This is a genomic window from Anoxybacillus sp. PDR2 (assembly GCF_009834045.1).
GTDB lineage: Bacteria > Bacillota > Bacilli > Bacillales > Anoxybacillaceae > Anoxybacteroides > Anoxybacteroides rupiense.
In genome coordinates this window covers 239,302-255,302 of sequence record NZ_CP047158.1, presented here as the reverse complement: position 1 = coordinate 255,302, position 16,001 = coordinate 239,302, and the positions used below count along the sequence as shown (strand labels likewise).

Sequence of the window (16,001 nt, the reverse complement as noted above, 5' to 3'; positions counted from 1 at the left end):
GGCCTCCTTTACTACGAATCTTGGTGAGATAGCACCTTTTCTCGTGGAAAATATAATAAATTCCACCAATCGGAAAGAGTCGGCCGCGCAGCAAGATCCGCAAAGGTAACTTCTGCTCCCGCTCTTCTCCATTTTTCTACTAAACTCATAATGCGAATGGAGTCCAATCCTCTGTCGATTAAATTCTCTTGATCGGAAAGATCAGCCGCTTCCTCTTGCAGAAGCTCGGCTACCTGACGCCGCACATCTTCTAAGCTGAGCGGCAGCGGATTTTGCGCTCTTTTTAACACCCCAAGAAGCTGCTGCGTAGACATGGTAAATGCGCAACGGCTGGCCGCATATTGGATCGCCATTTGGTGCTGTTCACGCGAAAAATCAGCCACTGCATCGGCGACAAAAAAGACTTGGATATCTTGCATAAAAGCATCGCTAGCTGTTAATAAGCAGCCAATATGAGCGTAAACTCCGCAAATGATTAACTGATCTCTCCCTTGTTCTTTTAATATTTCAGAAAGATTCGTCTTTTTGAATGCGCTATACCGCCATTTGGTCAGAACGATATCATCGGCATCCGGCGCTAGATCATCAATAATTCCTTTTTGATAAGGATCGTCGGCAATGCCTTTTCCCCAAAAATCTTGAAGCAATCCGCGCTCCTCCGGGGCTTGCCCTCCTGGCTGTGCCGAGTAAACGACAGGCACTCCTAGCTTTTTGCATTCCTGTTTAATCTGTTGAATATGGCTTACAAGCTCCACTAAAGGAGAAGCGTTTGGAGTAAAAGCGTCAAGAAAATAATTTTGCATATCGTGGATCAATAAAACAGCCCGCTTAGGGTCAAGTGTCCATAACACTTTATTTTTCGGCAATTCTGACAACAAAGGCATCGGATAAGCTGGAATAGCTGGAATACCCATCTGACCACTTCCTTTCTCTATGGTTATACCGTTGTCTTTTGAGATGCTTGCAGCTTTTCAGTAATCCTTTTGCGCAATTCTCTTTTGTTGATTTTTCCAACAGGCGTCTTTGGAAATGAATCAACAAACTCAATTCGATCCGGTATTTTAAAGGCGGCTACCCCACGCTCTCGCAAAAATGCTCTCAATTCCGTCGCTTTCAAGGACGCATCACGCGGAATAATAAAAGCGCATGACCGTTCGCCAAGAAATTCATCAGGCATGGAGACAATTGCCGCATCGCGTACCGCAGGATGAGCAAGAAGATGATTTTCCATTTCCTCAGCGGCGATTTTTTCACCGCCCCGGTTAATCTGATCCTTTACGCGCCCCTCCACCACCAAGTAGCCGGACGGAATCATTCGCACCAAATCACCCGTTCGGTAAAATCCATCAGAAGTAAACGCTTTTGCATTATGCGCCTCCGCTTTATAATAGCCGCGGATCGTATAAGGTCCCCTTGTTAACAGCTCACCCACTTCTCCCGGCTCCACTTCGCGGTCCTCCTCATCGACAATGCGGATTTCGTCATATGGTGACATCGGCCTTCCTTGCGTATGAATCACAATTTCCTCCGGATCGTCTAATCTCGTATAATTAACGAGCCCTTCAGCCATACCGTATACTTGCTGCAGTTTGCAGCCCAACACAGGCTGGACTCTTTTCGCCACTTCCGCACTAAATTTAGCACCGCCGACCTGCAAAACTTGCAAGCTCGATAAATCATATTGCCGGGAAGAGGCGGCATCAAGCCAAATCCAAACGAGCGGCGGCACAAGTGCCGTAATGGTCACCTTTTCCTGCTGGATCAGCGGAAACGCCTCATCTGGGCTAGGACTTTCCGACAAAACCACTCTTCCGCCAGCATACAACGTTCCTAGCACTCCTGGTGAGCTAAGCGGGTAGTTATGAGCCATCGGCAGAGCAGCAAGGTAGGTGCTATCTTGATTTAACTGGCAAATTTCCGCACTGATGCGCAGGCTGTAAATATACTCATCATGAGTGCGCGGAATCATTTTTGATACCCCTGTGCTGCCGCCCGATAATTGAAAGAACGCAATGTCGCTGGAACGGACAATAGGGAGCTCAATCGGCTCGATAAACAAGTCTTCTAATGATAGAAACTCTTCTGCTTCTCCTGTGACGATGACATGCTTCAACGTTGGAACAGCTGCCTTTACCTGCCGGGCAAGTGACCGAAAATCAAATCCCGCATGCTGATCAGCAATAATATAGGCGGCCGCTTCGCTAAACTCGCAAAAATAGCGAATTTCACTGAATCGATGGGAAGGCAAGGAAAAGACAGGAAGCGCCCCCAAGCGAAATAAGGCAAAGCATACTTCAAAAAATTCCACTTGATTAGGCAATTGAAGAACCACGCGATCCTTCGGGCGAATCCCCATCTGATAAAGTCCCGCCGCAAGCTGGTCCGCTCGCCGATCAAGCTCTTGATATGTAAGCTGTCTTTTTCGAGAGGTGACGGCAATCCGTTCACCATACTTCATTGCTCTTTGCCGCAACATATCGCCGAACGTTTCACCCGCCCAGCATCCTTCCTTACGATAAAAATCAGCCAATTCTTTTGGCCAGGCAACGCATCCGCTTAACATGGCTTTCCCCTCCGTACTTACTTAAGAATGTCGTCATTTAATCCCATCGCTAACAACATGGTGCGAAACTTAGCCGATGTTTCCGCCAATTCTTCCTCCGGCTTTGACCCTTCTACAACGCCAGCACCGGCAAACAAGCGAAGCGTATGATCTTCAATTTCGGCACAACGAATCGTTACGATCCATTCTCCATCTCCCTCTTCGTTGCACCATCCTACCATTCCGGTAAAAAAGCCGCGTTCAAACGGTTCGATCTCTTGAATGGCCTGCTTCGCTACTGAGGTTGGCGTGCCGCAAACCGCTGGGGTCGGATGAAGCGCAAACGCCAAATCAAGCGAAGTAATCGACGATGAAGATAGTTCGCCGCGAATAATCGTGGATAAATGCCACATCGTTTCTGTATGAATCAGCGAAGGCTCTTCCGGCACATCCAATGTCTTGCAAAACGGTCTGAGCGCATTTGCTACCGCTTCGATGACAACTGCATGCTCATGGCGATTTTTCGCTGAAGACAGAAGCTCCTGAGCGCGGCGCCGATCTTCTTCTGGATCGCTGCTGCGCGGCGCTGAACCTGCTAATGGATTCGCGATCACCTGCATGCCAGATTTGGCAACGAGCAGTTCCGGACTCGCTCCAACAAGCGTGCGATTCCCGGTGATTTCGTGGGGCGCTGCATCAGCACGTACAACACGATCTGGCAAGGCCGCAGCAAATGTATAGCCTGTTGGATTATGTACAGCCAGCTGCCGCAAAAGCCGCGGAATATCAACCTTTTGGGTTGAAGTAAGCTGAAGGGATCTTGATAAAACGATTTTGCGAAGATCCCCTGCTTTGATGCGCTGCAATCCTTGTTCCACTGCATCCTTATAGCCTTCCGGTGATGGAATGGGGGTTACCTTATATTCTCGATCTGTCTGCTGTTCAATCGGCTCCTTCCATTGGCCAAAGGACAGCGGACCGGCCCATTCCACCTCTGAAGGCACCATCAGTTGAGCGGGATACAGATGGTCAAAAGGAATGGCGCCCACCACCATAGGATGATGGCTGATTCCCTGCTGTTTTACCCTTTTTAACACTTGTTTGATATGATCAATTATTTGTGCTTTTTCATTCTCATAGCCATTCGTTGGCACAACCGCAACCATTCCTTGAGCTAACAGAGTTTGACGCGGCGAAGCTAGAAAAAAAGATGCCCCCGCTTTATATTCAGCAAGCAGCTGTTCAGCTGTAGCATGATTCATTGTTTTTGTTTGCATCCGTCGTTCCCTCCATGGAATGTTATGAATCTAACGTAGCGCCTCCATCTACTCTGAGATCATGCAGTGTGATATGGCGTGATTGCTCAGAAGCAAGGAATAGAACCGCATCAGCAATATCTGAAGGCTGCGCCAGCTTTTTTAAAGGAATGCCAAGGCGGTACTCCTCTAATGAGCCAGCGATCACTTTATTGGCCCCATTGTCATCTGTCCACATCGCTCGCTGCATATCGGTTTCAGTCGAACCAGGAGAAACTACGTTGCAGCGAATGTGATAAGGAGCCAACTCTAGACCAAGGCATTTCGTAAGCATCGTTGCCGCCGCTTTTGACGCTGCATAAGCAGCCATTGACATCCGTGGTGTCGTCGCTGCGTTTGAGCTTACTGTTACAATCGCTCCCGAGCGGCGAGGAATCATACGCCGGCTCACAGCACGAGAAACATAAAAAACACCTGTTGCATTGACCTTGAATACCTCTTCCCAATCTTGATCCGTCAAGCTGCTTACAGGACCTGTCCGCAAAATGCCGGCAACATTGACTAAAATCTCGATCGGACCTAAACTCTGCTCCACTTTCTCCACTACTTCATCCACTTGAGTACGATTCGCTACGTCGGCCAAAAACGATTGCACCCGATAACCTTGTCCCTGCAATTCAGAAACAAGGGCATCTAATCGCTCATCATTTCGGTCAACAGCCGCAACCAGCACCCCATGCTTAACAAAAGCCCTTATTACCGCCTCGCCAATTCCTTGGGCAGCGCCGGTAACAAGAGCCACTTTTCCTGCTATTCCCCATTGATCCATCCTTTTCACTCCTTTCCCGCTCATGGGTCAATGAATGACAACCAGCGAAGCATGCCTTCCCAACATCTTTGCTGATTTCAGCTAACTGCGTCGAGCATTTTTACATAAAACCAAACAAACAGAAATGGTCATCATCATTATCAAATGGTTGCAAATACATACCATTATTGATAATGATTATCATTATCGAAAATTCTTCACTAACTATGCTACATAAACAGCATCTCCACGTCAATGCATTTTCGATATTAGCAAAAAAATGCTACATTGGCCCCATTCTGTAGAAAATAACTTTAGTATTAATTGGCAATTTGGTCATATCAACCAGTTCCAATAGATTATATTTCTAGTTTTTCATCTACTATCCTCGTAAAATACAAATGATAAAAATGATAATTATTATCAATGGAATTATATGTGATTTCCTGTTTGCTGCACATGGATAGATTCCTGATTTATAAATAGACAATTTTCCGAATACAAGAAAAAGGACAGCGATTTACTAAGTAATAAACAGTAAAACAAGTTTCCGCCTAGTCAATCTAGCTTTTTTAGTTAATTTTCTCCTTAGTTCAAGAAAGAGAACGATAAAACTTTTAAAATATAGACTAAATTTCTGTTTTAATATCTGTACTGTACAAACGCCTACAAAAAATAAATCATGTTTGACAAATAGAGAGAAGGATTTACATGTCAAAGAAGGTTTTGTTGAATACGAACGATAAAGAAGGAAATAGAGATACCATGAAAAGCGGATATAGCCTTAGCCGGAAAAACAGCTAAGGCTATAAGGGGCCATGAGTCCTATTATAGTCGTGCTTATGAACCTCCACCACCTTCACTTCGTTTAGAGGTGAGAGACTCTCGGTGGATGTGTTAAAAACGGCGGTGGGCCGCATGCATCACCGGACCGACAAAATCATTGAGACGGAAGCCATGGCGGACCGCTTTTGAGATAAATTGCTTGGCCAATCCAACGGCATCTTCGACAGTCCGGCCCTTCGCAAGCTCTGCCGTAATGGCCGCAGCATACGTACAGCCAGCGCCGTGATTAAACGTTGTTTCTACTTTTTCTGCTTCAAATAGGCGATATTCTTTTCCGTCATACAATAAATCAATGGCTTTTTCGTGCTGCAATTGCTTGCCGCCTTTAATTAATACATACTTTGCGCCCAGTTCATAAATAGTCGTGGCCGCTTGTTTCATATCATCCAATGTTCGAATGGGTTCGCTTTTTGCCAGCTGGCTCGCTTCGAATAGGTTCGGAGTTACAATGAGCGCATGCTTGACAAGGACATCCCGCAAAGCGTCGGTTGTTTCAGGATGTAGCACTTCATTTTCCCCTTTGCATACCATAACTGGATCAATCACCACTCGCTCCATTTCGTATTTGTCAATATAGGCTGCCGCTAACTCAATGACCTCCACCGAACCGAGCATTCCTGTTTTCAAAGCATCGATCCCAGCAGAAAAGGCAGTCTGCAATTGAGATTCTAGCACATCCGTTCCTAATGGAAATACTCGGTGCTGCCAGGTTTCTGGATCCATTGTGACAATGGTCGTAAGAGCCGTCATTCCATATACATTAAGCTCTTGAAACGTTTTTAAATCTGCTTGAATGCCGGCACCGCCGCTTGTATCGGAGCCAGCAATCGTTAAGGCTTTTTGCAACATATCCCGATTCCCCTTTACCCTACAGAATGAAAATAGATATGAATGATCTTTTTATCATCCCTTTCCCATGAGCCCCCGGCAGTACTCAGCCAAAAGCAGGGAACAGGAAGTTTCTATCACTATATTATAAACGAAACGAGCGACAACAGCCTATCAAAAAACGTTACCTTTTTCGCTTTTCCATAATGATTCGGCATGGATGCATGGATGATTTGCGGTGAACGAATGAATGTGTCACGCATATGGTTGTTATATTATATAAAAACGCAGCAGTCTTCAGGGTTGACCCACTGCCATAAAAAAAGAGCCAAGCTCTTCGCTTGCCCCTTTCAACGACGAATGGCACCGTGTCATACAAATGTAACACCAACAATAGAAATATGAAGGAAGAAACGCCAAGATTCCGCTGAACTTATCTCTTAATTTTCCTTCGCCTCCATCGCTGGTGAATGAGCGATTTCTGGCGCCATATAAGCTTCTTCATCTGTCGCGATGCGCCAGTCGCGTCCAACAGTGATCCCCAAATATTTCTCATCCCTCGGCTCTTCCATTTCCGCTTGAGGATATTTTTTAAACCACCAATATTTGGCCAGCACATAATAAAAGAGCGCACCGGCTACAAAGCCGACAAGCGACGAATAGGCCGGAAACAGATTCGCAATAAGCCCTCCCCCGATCCAAGCGATCATGCCGGCCCAGTTAAAGCCCTTGTGATACCGGTATTGCCCATTCATTTCGTAAAGCTCTGCTACATTGACTCGCCGCTTGCGAAGCAAATAATAATCAGCGAACAAAATGCCAACAATGGAAGATAAAATGGCGCCAATAATCAATAATGCGGTGTTGAGCACATCAAACAAACTCCATGGCTGAGCGAGAATTCCAATGATTCCGGCCACTATCACTCCCACCCAAAACGGCACCTTGGGACCGCCGACATTGGAAAAAATCGTCGCCGCCGGGATGACATTCGCAGACGTATTCGTAGACCATTGCGCCAGCACAATCATCAGCAGTAAAATTCCAAGAATAAAGCCGCTGGCTGTTTGTTGCAACGCCGCAACAGGATCAGCGCTGGAAACAGCCATATAAGATACAGCTCCAATCGTCACCATAAATGTATTAAAAATCGGCATAACAATCAAACTGCCCACAAGCTGGGTTTTATTGCGCTTAAACCAGTTGCGCTCATACGCAGGCGCTTTAAAAAACCGCGATAATGACGGCATATCCGCCGCCAATGTTCCCCAAAAGCCCATATTAGCCATCACAATAATCATAAATGCTGTAAAAGCGGCTCCTCCTGTCGCCGGACTTTCCACCCATGACCAAATGTCTTTGCCCGCTTCTGCCGCTTGGTCCGATAAGGCGATATACATCCAACAGGAAATTAAAATAATAATGGGCGCAGCTAAATCCGCAAATCGTTCAATTGATTTGATTCCGAGTGCCGTATTCAGGAGCTGGACCGCCGCGAACAAAAGAAAACAAAGAAACCAATTATCAAATCCGACTAATAAATGTAAAATTCCGTTCATAGCGGAAGCTCCAAAATAGGTGTTAATTCCAAACCAGCAGGCGGCTGTTACTCCGCGCACGATCGAAGGAATATGAGTCCCGATGGTTCCGAACGGAGCCCTCATATAAACAGGAAAGGAAAGCCCGTGCTCGACGCCAATATCCCCAATAATAACCATAAAGACCCCGATACCGATAGACCCTAGCAGCGTAGCCACGATGACAAGCCATAGCGGCAAGCTTTGGATCGCCGATCCGCCAATGGCAAATGCAGCCAGCACAATCGCCATTCCCACCCAAATCACAGCAAAGCCAAACGTTCCTATATTTCTTTCCGACTGCCCAATCGGAAGCAAATCTGGAGACTTCAAATAATTGCTCTTCTTCGCCATGGGTATACCTCCCTTTTCCTTATACATTCTCAACGGACTCTAGCTTCACCACAGAACTCGCCATCTATTCTCCAGAATGTTTCGTATGGCCATTCGCACGACGGTTAGAGGGCCGAAGAACGAACCGTTTCACGGCCCCATTCAATAGCTTTGAAACTAGCAAAGCCCCCCTTTCGCTTCATGAATCTGCGAAGAAGAAATCGGTCTCCGTTGATCCTACTCGTTTCAATCTTTTTGCTACATAACGAGAGCAGCTGTAGCCCTTCCTCCTTCAAGAGCGCTGTTTTAGATCGATTGCAGTGCGCAAACAGCATCAAGCAAAACATTCACGCCCTTTTCGCAATCCTTCCACGCCGTCAACTCTTCTTCACAATGACTCTTTCCTTTAACACTCGGCACAAAAATCATCGCCGTCGGTATATAACTGGCGATAAATTGCGCATCATGCCCCGCTCCGCTCACCATTCTTTTATATGAGTATCCTAGCGACTGCGCCGATTGCTCCAGCTGTTGGCAAAGCCTGCTGTCAAACCAAACCGTATCCCGCCCCCACAATTTCTTTACAGTTACCGTGCAGCTATCCGCTTCCGATGTCTGCGTCAATCCTTGAATGATGCGTTCGACCTGCTTGATGATATCCGGATTCTGATGTCTCGCTTCCAGAGAAAACACGACTTTGTTTGGAATCACCGTATGAATATTAGGAGAGACGTCCATTCTGCCAATTGTAAAGACAAGCGCCTGATCCAGTGATCCAAGCCGGCGGCGCGCTTCCATGATAAGTTCGTTAGCCTTAAACAAGGCATCCTTTCTCATCGTCATTGGTGTCGTTCCCGCATGATTGGATTCTCCAGTTACCTCGATTTCATAACACACCATGCCTACGACGCATTCCACTACGCCAATGGTTAATGATTCTTGCTCCAATATAGGCCCTTGTTCAATATGCAGTTCAATAAAAGCGGTTGCCTCGGTTAAACGGTTTTCCGGCTGCCCGGCATATCCGCTTGCTTTCAAGGCTTCCGCAAACGTCACTCCATCCGCATCTGCCTTTTGCAGCATCACTTCCTTCGCAAATTTGCCTGATAAAACTCCTGACGCCATCATGGACGGCTCGAATCTTGCTCCTTCTTCATTGGTAAAATTGACAATCGTCAGCGGAATTTTTGGTTGAAATTGATTTTCTACTAATGTACGGGCTACTTCCAAACCGGCGGCCACCCCTAATACCCCATCAAAACGACCGCCTTTTTTTACCGTATCGAGATGAGAACCGATGACAATGGGCGGCTTGTTTTCTACTCCTGGCAACGTCGCATAAATGGTCCCCATATCATCTACTTTTATGGACATTCCCAGCTGTTTGCAGCATTCACAAAAATAATTTCGCGCCTGCTGATCTTCTTTCGACAACGCTAATCGTGTAACGCCGTTATGAACTGTACGGCCAAAATCAGCGAATGTTTCCAATGTTTCCTTCAATCTGTCGCCATTGACTAATAATCGTTTTTGTGTTTCCATATAAAACGTTCGCTCCTTTCAAACAGGCATTTTTATATTTTTATTATTCCGAAAACAATAAATATTCATTATGTTTTATTATAATGATGTCTGATGTTATATTTCATTACACATTATGTAACTCTTATTCTTCGTTTGCCATACAAAATGTAAAAACCACTGGACTTATCAATGGAACTCATTCAGCCCATGATAACATGATATTCCAGCGATTGGGAGAATAGCACGGGCATGCCCATTCACTTCTTTTGTTCATAAGAAAAGCGCAACCGAGACGACGGCGCTTGATTCTTGAAAAAGGACAAGATATCCATTGTACGATATGATAAAAAACCGTATGCAGGATGTTCGCATACGATTTCCCTTGTCGGCTATTTCAGGTATGTTAATGATTTAATTTGAATAGGTTGCAAATATATAACACGGTCCTCCTATCCTCCAAAATAGCGAACAAACCAACCTATGACAACGCCAACTACAACAGAAGGAAGAAACAGGTTGCTGATTTTCATCACGATAGCCGCAGCTAAGCAGCTGAGCAAAACAGACGGCGAGAAGGTTAGCTCCCCGCCTGCGGGAAGAAAAACTTGTTTGATAATAAGTGCAGACATAATGCCAATCGGCACATAGCTAAAATACAAGCGTAAAACTGGACTCATCCGGCGCCCCGCCATTACTTCCACACCGAGCAGCCGCGTCAGATAAGTAGAAACAGATAGTAAACCGATCAGAAGCCAATGGTTAAGCATGTTGTTGAGCCCCCCTGCTCCAATAAAGACCCGCAAACGGCGCGACCATTCCAGTCACAATAATGGTCCACTCATTTCCTGGCTGCCAAGCTTCAAGCCCAAGCGCAATGAAGACAGCAGCCAGTGCCGTCGCTACCGCCGGTTTTTCTCTAATGCCCGGAATGAGCAGAGCAGCAAACGTCACCGGAAAGGCCAAATCCAGCCCCCATTTTTGCGGGTCGGCTTGATTGCTCATGAGCGAACCAACCAATGAGGAGACCACCCAAACAAAATAAAAGGTTCCGGCCACAACCGCAAAATAAAGCGGATCCGGTCCATACTTCTTAAACCGCGAGCTTCCTAATACAAAAGGTTCATCAGATACACCAAAGGAGAGAAGCCAGCGCCATTTCTTCGCGGGCGCAATGCCTTCAGCAAGAGCAGCACCGTATAATAAGTTACGCAAATTAAGTAGTGTGGCGGTAACGAAAACACTGCCGACACTAGCTCCCGAAGTAAGCATTGCCACGGTTATCAGTTGAACAGAGCCAGAAAAGACAAACATAGACATCGCCACCGCACTGATCCAGCTAAAGTGCGCTTGTACAGCAAGCACACCGTAAGACAATCCGTATGCCCCGATCGCAATGGCCAGCGGCAGTGCTTCAGCTATCCCATCTTTCCAAGATTTCTTTTTATCGCTCATTTTACTTACCACTCCTTATGTTGAAATGAACCCTACTTACTCATTCCCGCCTGTCCTTCAAAGAAAAACTTTATAGTATATAAGGAGAGAAAAAGCTGATATAATAAAATATACTTATAATATATTATAATATAAAAAATTACATTTTGTATACTAAAATATACTTTTTCATTTAATAAAATATATAATGTTATTGATAAAGGAGGTCAACATGAACAAGGAAGCAGCCTTTGAAGAACAAAATGTAGGAAAGCGCATCGGCGCCAATCTCCGGCAATTTCGAATCAGTAAAGGAATGAGTATCGAAGCACTAGCTAAACAAACCGGTGTCAGTAAATTAACACTACTTAAAATTGAACATGGAGAAGCCAATCCAACCTTATCCGTCATCTGGAGAATCGCCAATGGCCTCCATATTCCCATTACGGCACTATTATCGATCGAAGCAGAGGTCTCCATCGCAAGGAAGCAGGATGCTCTTAAATTGAGCAGCTCCAACGAGGTATTCATTGCTGAACCGTTATTTCACTCCCACGGTTCTATGGAACTGTATCGCGGATATTTGCAGCCATATGGAGAATATACTTCAGAAGCCCATCGGCCAGGGGTGGTTGAATTTGTGACGGTTATGTCTGGACAACTAGCAGTGGAGGTAGACGGACAAACGTATCATTTAGAAGAGTTCGACTCGATCCGCTTTAAAGGAGATCGCCCTCATAAATATATCAATCCCTCTTCAGCGCTGGCGATTTTGCATTTTGTTATTTCATACGTTCCTTCCTCATGATGCTATGAGGAGTTCACACCATATCGATACAATATAATGTGTCAATATTTAGCAAGTTAAACCACACCCCATACGGACAGATGAATGGGCCTAGAAGCGGCTGGTTGTTCAGCGGTCGAATCACACTTGAGCACAACCGAGGCAAGCGAGTGACTTGCCTCCTGCCGCCGCAAAAACAGGGTGCTTTTGCGGCGGTTATAAGTTCCATCTTTGATGATAAGCGGATGAGCGTATATCAAAAAACACACGCTTAGGATCATGGCAAAATCCACTGCGTGTGTTGAAAGAGTCACAAATGATAGGCCTCGTTTTGATGCAACCCGTTTCATATGTCTGCCCGTTTGAAATCACTTATCCTTTTTCGCCACATCGGGCTTATAGGTGATTGGCTGCTTCCATATAATGCCCCTCCCCACCTTCACTTCGTTTAGGGACGGGAGATTTTGCGGTGGGGCACGTTAAACAAGAAGCTCAAGCACTTCCTGACTTGTTCGAATTCGGCCGATTCTCGGAAAAATATATCGACAAACATACTCATGCTCTTCTTTTGTTGCAGCCGTCATGGCGTCTTCCACAAAGATTTGCTGATAACCATGCTGATATGCTTCCCGTGCGGTCGTGTCTACACCAATGGAAGTAGAAATTCCGCATAACACAATCGTCTCAATTCCGCGGCGGCGCAGCTGCAAATCAAGCTCCGTACCATAAAATGCGCCCCATTGTCTTTTTGTGATTACATGGACATTTGGGATCTGATCGAATTCAGGCACTAAACGATCCCACCCTTCCGGAAACGAGATCGACTGGGCTTTCAAGTCTGTAGGCGGCTGTAACATATCCTTCCCATCTAGAGAGGAAACTTTAACAAGAACAACAAAAGCCCCCTTCTGTGTGAATGCATGCACTAATTTATTGGCATTTTCAACCACTTGTGCTCCTGTGTAAGGAGAATGTGATCTATTGACAATTCCTGTTTGCAGATCAATGACGACAAGTGCTGTTTTCTCCGCTTTAATGTTTTCATTCATCGCGCTCTCTCCTCATTATAATATTTTGCTTTTCATATAGATTGTCTCTTGTTGTAAATTAAGCTTTTTATACACCTTCACATAAACCCATAAAGCATTGATCAGCAACAGCGCTCCTGTCATCAAAAAGACATATCGAACGCCTAAATGAGCGGCCACTTGTCCGCCAAAAACAGAACCGCCAAATACGCCTAAATACCCTGCGGCCATGCTGAAACCAAAAACTCTCCCTGTCAAAGAATCCGGTGTGATTCTTTTTACTAGCGTATTAACAGAAGGAGTCAATCCTGCTGCCGCCAATCCTAATAAAAAGCGAAGAATCATCAACTGCCACGGATGATGCACAAAAGCTTGCGGGATAAAAATGAGTCCAGCGACGATTAACGCCCCTAATATGACCTTCTGCGCACCAATTTGATCCGAAAGCCGTCCCAACCTTGGAGCAGCAATAATGTTTGCCAGCCCCGAAGCCGAAAATACCATTCCAGCTAATAGTGCAATATGATCAGCATTTTTGGATAACTCCGCCACATATACAGTGATAACGGGTTCAACCGAATACATCGCCAGCGTCAATATAAAAAAGGTGACAAGCAACGTGATCGTCAGGCTTTTTTCAGGAACAATATTCCACACCTCTTTGCTGCTAAGCGCCTCTCGGTTTTGTCGAGAAAAAACTTCTTGCACAAATAAAGCGGTGGCCACAAAGGCGATCAGCAAAAGGGCTCCTGTCATCAAAAAGACATTTTGCAAACCAAAATGATCTTCGATAAAGCCGCCAATCAATGGCCCGAGCAAAGAACCAGCGATATTGGCGGTTGAAAGTGTTCCCAGAGCCCAGCCGGCGTGTTCATGATCCGTCTGCGTGGCAATCAAGGTCGTACAGGCTGTACCATAGCCTGTAATCACTCCTTGCAATGCCCTTAAGCCGATCAGCTCATACACATTGTGGGCAAATCCCATCCAACCTATCACGATGGCCATGCCAAGACTCGCTCGCAAAAGCATCGGCTTTCGTCCAAATTTGTCTGCCGCCCGCCCCCAAATCGGCGAAAAAATGGCAGAAATGATATAAGTAATCCCAAAAGCCATTCCGGAAAATTGATCAATGGAAGCGGAGTTGTGAACGCCAAGCTGCTTAATATAGAGCGGCAATACGGGCGCAAGCTGGCTCATTCCGACACTTGTGACAAACATTCCAAACCAGCAGACCAATAAATTCCTCTTCCAAATTTGCAAAAAAAATAAGCCCTCCTTCTGCTTATCATTCCATTGTCCACCAAGAACAATGAACAATCACATCCTCATTTTAGCTTCCAGATGGGCTTTATACCATGCACGATATTATAATCCATGGACATTTTTGCTATAAAATTCAGAAGGACTGATCCCTTCCATTCTCTTGAACAGCCGGCTAAAATAAAACTCATCAACAAACCCAAGCGCCTGCGCCACTTCTTTCACTTTTTTATTGCCTTCCATCATTAATTCTTTTGCTTTATCCATTTTGATCTTATTAAAAAAACCGATCACAGAATATCCGGTAATGTCTTTAAACATTCTCGACAAATAGGAAGGGGATAGCTGTGTCATTTCCGACAATTCAGCCAACGTTATCTTTCGCGTCACATTTTGATGCATATACTGAATTATTTTTTCCACTTTTAAAGCGACAGAATCATTGCGATCTTTCCTTTTATTGTTTTGATAAAGGGCAATGAGCAATTGCTGCAGCAGCGTTTTCGCAAGAAATTCATATCCGGGCAGCTTCGCATTCCAGCTATCCACTAATTTTTTAAACAGATCCCCCACCTGATAATTGTCTTTCACTTCTTGAACAGACGGCAAAGGAAGAATATCCGTCTCTTGTTTGACCTCCCACTGCAGATCATTAAAATGCACGCTCGCATAGCTAAAATGGACGGTAAGACAACAGAAAGGCGTCTTTGGATCCAGTTCAAGCGAATGGAATACATGAGGAGCAACATAAAACAGCCTGCCTTCTTGAATGGCATATCGCTTTTTTCCGATCGTAAAATTGCCCTTCCCTTTATCAAAAAATAGGAAAGCATGATGCTGCAAAGTTCTGGCGACTTTCCGCAAACGATTTCCCGGTGAATGGGAGTCCTTCCAATTGCAATAATGAATATGAAAATAAAGCTTACTAATTTTCATATGGCCTCCAAAGTAAAAAATAGTTCCTGTGCCCGCTTTCCATCCATATCCGATATCGCAATAAAAGCTATTTTAAGTTGAAGCCTTGGCTTTCGACAAATTCCTTCATATACATTCTGACTGGCTTACTTAACATATTGGCCATTTGTTCCGTCCATGTGTCATCCCGTTTTCCATTGGTGCGTTTTTGATAATATGAAGAAATCACTTCATTATATTGCCCCAACTGTTTTTCGAACTCTGTGCGATCCTGCCGGTATGTCTCCTCATGGTAAATATGCTGAAAAGGCAAACGCGGCTTTTTGTCTGGGGCTTGCGCCGGATATCCTACGGCAATTCCGAATAACGGAATGACCCGTTGCGGGATATTTAAGAGCTCGCATACTTCAGGTAAATGGTTCCGTAAACCGCCGATATAACAGACTCCCAATCCCATCGACTCCGCCGCTATTACAGCATTTTGCGCAGCCAATGCCGTGTCGATCAGGGAGACCATAAACTTTTCGGTGCTTTCTAATGACGCCGATACATCCATATGTTCCATTTCACCAATGATTTGATGGCGATATAAATCCGCGCAAAAGACAAAAAAGTGGCCATTATTCTCTACATAAGACTGATTCCCAGCCAGCTCGGCAAGCTTTCGTTTCACCTCTTTATTTTTGACTCCAATGATTGAGTAAGCTTGAATAAAGCTGGACGTAGAGGCTGCTTGGGCGCACTCGACAATGGTGCGAATTTGCTCATCGGACAAAGGCCGATCCGCAAAATTCCGAATAGAACGATGCTGTAAAATCGTTTCAATGACTGGATTCATTGGATTTCCCTCCTATACAAGCCATGCA

General features: G+C 45.2%; 14 protein-coding genes. 1 reads left to right on the top strand and 13 read right to left on the bottom strand.

Annotated features, from left to right (window positions below; translation table 11 throughout):
- Positions 1-11: 11 nt before the first annotated feature.
- From GRQ40_RS01365 to GRQ40_RS01325, 9 genes are all read right to left on the bottom strand, one after another.
- A complete protein-coding gene (locus GRQ40_RS01365) occupies positions 12-914 on the bottom strand; it encodes an isochorismatase family protein (protein WP_066148967.1) in 903 nt (300 codons plus the stop codon).
- Between the two features lie 23 nt (positions 915-937).
- Positions 938-2,563, bottom strand: coding sequence for a (2,3-dihydroxybenzoyl)adenylate synthase (locus GRQ40_RS01360; protein ID WP_159719223.1), 1,626 nt, complete (start codon positions 2,561-2,563; stop codon positions 938-940).
- Between the two features lie 17 nt (positions 2,564-2,580).
- Positions 2,581-3,819, bottom strand: a complete 1,239-nt coding sequence (gene dhbC / locus GRQ40_RS01355; RefSeq protein WP_159719222.1) for an isochorismate synthase DhbC — start codon at positions 3,817-3,819, stop codon at positions 2,581-2,583.
- 22 nt (positions 3,820-3,841) lie between these two features.
- Positions 3,842-4,627, bottom strand: a complete 786-nt coding sequence (locus GRQ40_RS01350; RefSeq protein ID WP_159719221.1) for a 2,3-dihydro-2,3-dihydroxybenzoate dehydrogenase — start codon at positions 4,625-4,627, stop codon at positions 3,842-3,844.
- An 876-nt stretch (positions 4,628-5,503) separates the two neighbouring features.
- Positions 5,504-6,301, bottom strand: coding sequence for a pyridoxine/pyridoxal/pyridoxamine kinase (gene pdxK / locus GRQ40_RS01345; protein WP_066148964.1), 798 nt, complete (start codon positions 6,299-6,301; stop codon positions 5,504-5,506).
- Between the two features lie 419 nt (positions 6,302-6,720).
- Positions 6,721-8,211: an NCS1 family transporter gene (locus GRQ40_RS01340; protein WP_159719220.1), complete on the bottom strand. Its 1,491-nt coding sequence runs from the start codon at positions 8,209-8,211 to the stop codon at positions 6,721-6,723.
- 285 nt (positions 8,212-8,496) lie between these two features.
- Entirely contained in the window at positions 8,497-9,732 is a 1,236-nt protein-coding gene (locus GRQ40_RS01335; protein ID WP_159719219.1) for a Zn-dependent hydrolase, read from the bottom strand.
- 431 nt (positions 9,733-10,163) lie between these two features.
- Entirely contained in the window at positions 10,164-10,481 is a 318-nt protein-coding gene (locus GRQ40_RS01330) for an AzlD domain-containing protein (protein WP_159719218.1), read from the bottom strand.
- On the bottom strand, positions 10,474-11,166 hold the full coding sequence (locus GRQ40_RS01325) for an AzlC family ABC transporter permease (RefSeq protein ID WP_044742599.1): 693 nt from the start codon (positions 11,164-11,166) through the stop codon (positions 10,474-10,476). Before GRQ40_RS01325 ends, GRQ40_RS01330 begins: the two co-directional genes overlap by 8 nt.
- A 211-nt stretch (positions 11,167-11,377) precedes the next feature.
- Between GRQ40_RS01325 and GRQ40_RS01320 the strand changes: the two genes are divergently transcribed.
- Positions 11,378-11,953: a helix-turn-helix domain-containing protein gene (locus tag GRQ40_RS01320; protein ID WP_044742600.1), complete on the top strand. Its 576-nt coding sequence runs from the start codon at positions 11,378-11,380 to the stop codon at positions 11,951-11,953.
- A 458-nt stretch (positions 11,954-12,411) separates the two neighbouring features.
- Here GRQ40_RS01320 and GRQ40_RS01315 read toward each other — a convergent pair whose 3' ends face one another.
- The 4 genes from GRQ40_RS01315 to nfsA form a co-directional block, all read right to left on the bottom strand.
- Positions 12,412-12,981 (bottom strand): hydrolase, encoded by a 570-nt coding sequence (locus GRQ40_RS01315; protein ID WP_159719217.1) that lies wholly within the window; start codon positions 12,979-12,981, stop codon positions 12,412-12,414.
- Between the two features lie 15 nt (positions 12,982-12,996).
- Positions 12,997-14,220 carry a multidrug efflux MFS transporter gene (locus GRQ40_RS01310; protein ID WP_159719216.1) on the bottom strand — a complete coding sequence of 408 codons (1,224 nt, stop codon included), beginning with the start codon at positions 14,218-14,220 and terminating at the stop codon, positions 12,997-12,999.
- Positions 14,221-14,325: 105 nt separating this feature from the next.
- Positions 14,326-15,156 (bottom strand): AraC family transcriptional regulator, encoded by an 831-nt coding sequence (locus GRQ40_RS01305; protein WP_159719215.1) that lies wholly within the window; start codon positions 15,154-15,156, stop codon positions 14,326-14,328.
- Between the two features lie 67 nt (positions 15,157-15,223).
- Positions 15,224-15,973 (bottom strand): oxygen-insensitive NADPH nitroreductase, encoded by a 750-nt coding sequence (gene nfsA / locus GRQ40_RS01300; protein WP_159719214.1) that lies wholly within the window; start codon positions 15,971-15,973, stop codon positions 15,224-15,226.
- Positions 15,974-16,001: the final 28 nt, after the last annotated feature.

Bases quoted from the DNA above. Each gene is read 5' to 3' on its own strand.
- GRQ40_RS01365 (WP_066148967.1), bottom strand. From the start codon at position 914: ATGGGTATTCCAGCTATTCCAGCTTATCCGATGCCTTTGTTGTCAGAA.
- GRQ40_RS01360 (WP_159719223.1), bottom strand. From the start codon at position 2,563: ATGTTAAGCGGATGCGTTGCCTGGCCAAAAGAATTGGCTGATTTTTAT.
- dhbC (WP_159719222.1), bottom strand. From the start codon at position 3,819: ATGCAAACAAAAACAATGAATCATGCTACAGCTGAACAGCTGCTTGCT.
- GRQ40_RS01350 (WP_159719221.1), bottom strand. From the start codon at position 4,627: ATGGATCAATGGGGAATAGCAGGAAAAGTGGCTCTTGTTACCGGCGCT.
- pdxK (WP_066148964.1), bottom strand. From the start codon at position 6,301: ATGTTGCAAAAAGCCTTAACGATTGCTGGCTCCGATACAAGCGGCGGT.
- GRQ40_RS01340 (WP_159719220.1), bottom strand. From the start codon at position 8,211: ATGGCGAAGAAGAGCAATTATTTGAAGTCTCCAGATTTGCTTCCGATT.
- GRQ40_RS01335 (WP_159719219.1), bottom strand. From the start codon at position 9,732: ATGGAAACACAAAAACGATTATTAGTCAATGGCGACAGATTGAAGGAA.
- GRQ40_RS01330 (WP_159719218.1), bottom strand. From the start codon at position 10,481: ATGCTTAACCATTGGCTTCTGATCGGTTTACTATCTGTTTCTACTTAT.
- GRQ40_RS01325 (WP_044742599.1), bottom strand. From the start codon at position 11,166: ATGAGCGATAAAAAGAAATCTTGGAAAGATGGGATAGCTGAAGCACTG.
- GRQ40_RS01320 (WP_044742600.1), top strand. From the start codon at position 11,378: ATGAACAAGGAAGCAGCCTTTGAAGAACAAAATGTAGGAAAGCGCATC.
- GRQ40_RS01315 (WP_159719217.1), bottom strand. From the start codon at position 12,981: ATGAATGAAAACATTAAAGCGGAGAAAACAGCACTTGTCGTCATTGAT.
- GRQ40_RS01305 (WP_159719215.1), bottom strand. From the start codon at position 15,156: ATGAAAATTAGTAAGCTTTATTTTCATATTCATTATTGCAATTGGAAG.
- nfsA (WP_159719214.1), bottom strand. From the start codon at position 15,973: ATGAATCCAGTCATTGAAACGATTTTACAGCATCGTTCTATTCGGAAT.